This window comes from Acinetobacter sp. MYb191 (assembly GCF_037572605.1).
GTDB classification, from domain to species: Bacteria; Pseudomonadota; Gammaproteobacteria; order Pseudomonadales; family Moraxellaceae; genus Acinetobacter; species Acinetobacter johnsonii.
The window spans coordinates 1-622 of record NZ_JBBGZP010000002.1 but is presented as its reverse complement, the minus strand read 5'-3'; the positions used below and the strand labels follow the sequence as shown (position 1 = coordinate 622).

General features: G+C 37.6%; 2 tRNA genes. Both read right to left on the bottom strand.

From position 1 onward, the window contains the following. Positions 1–394: 394 nt before the first annotated feature. Positions 395–470 (bottom strand) — tRNA-Ala (locus WH214_RS00050). Positions 471–538: 68 nt separating this feature from the next. Continuing rightward, a tRNA-Ile gene (locus WH214_RS00045) sits at positions 539–615 on the bottom strand. Positions 616–622 lie beyond the last annotated feature (7 nt).

The following is a 622-nucleotide window of genomic DNA, read 5'->3' as shown; positions in this document are numbered from 1 at the left end:
CCACATGCACTTAATTACTTGACTATACAACCCCAAACAGTCGTAGCACCTACAAGTAGTACTAGGACAGATCGATTGCTCGATCATACAGTTTGTTGTTCTGTGTACTTAAACACTGTACAGCTTCAATTCAATTCACATACCAAAACGCTTGATTCAGTTAATTTCGCTAGTAACTCATTTCATTCAACGTTAACAATTGCTTGTTAAGTTAACTAAAACGAGTATGAACAAATTATTTCAACTCAAATATATTCTGTTAATGATTTTTCCAGCCTTCGTCAGGTCAGGAAACTGCGATAAATCACAGAAGTTAATAAAATGTAAACCAATTTCTACTTCTTACTAATTTCTATAATCTAACGTCTTAGCTTATATATTGAAGAACAATATATGGTGGAGACTAGGAGAGTCGAACTCCTGACCTCCTGCGTGCAAAGCAGGCGCTCTACCAACTAAGCTAAGTCCCCAGCTTATCAATAAGTCAATGTTTCTGGTTTTCTGTATTCAGCATTTAACAATGCTTGTTAGTCAGATTTGGTGGGTCTGACAAGACTTGAACTTGTGACCCCACGCTTATCAAGCGTGTGCTCTAACCAACTGAGCTACAGACCCTCAGATA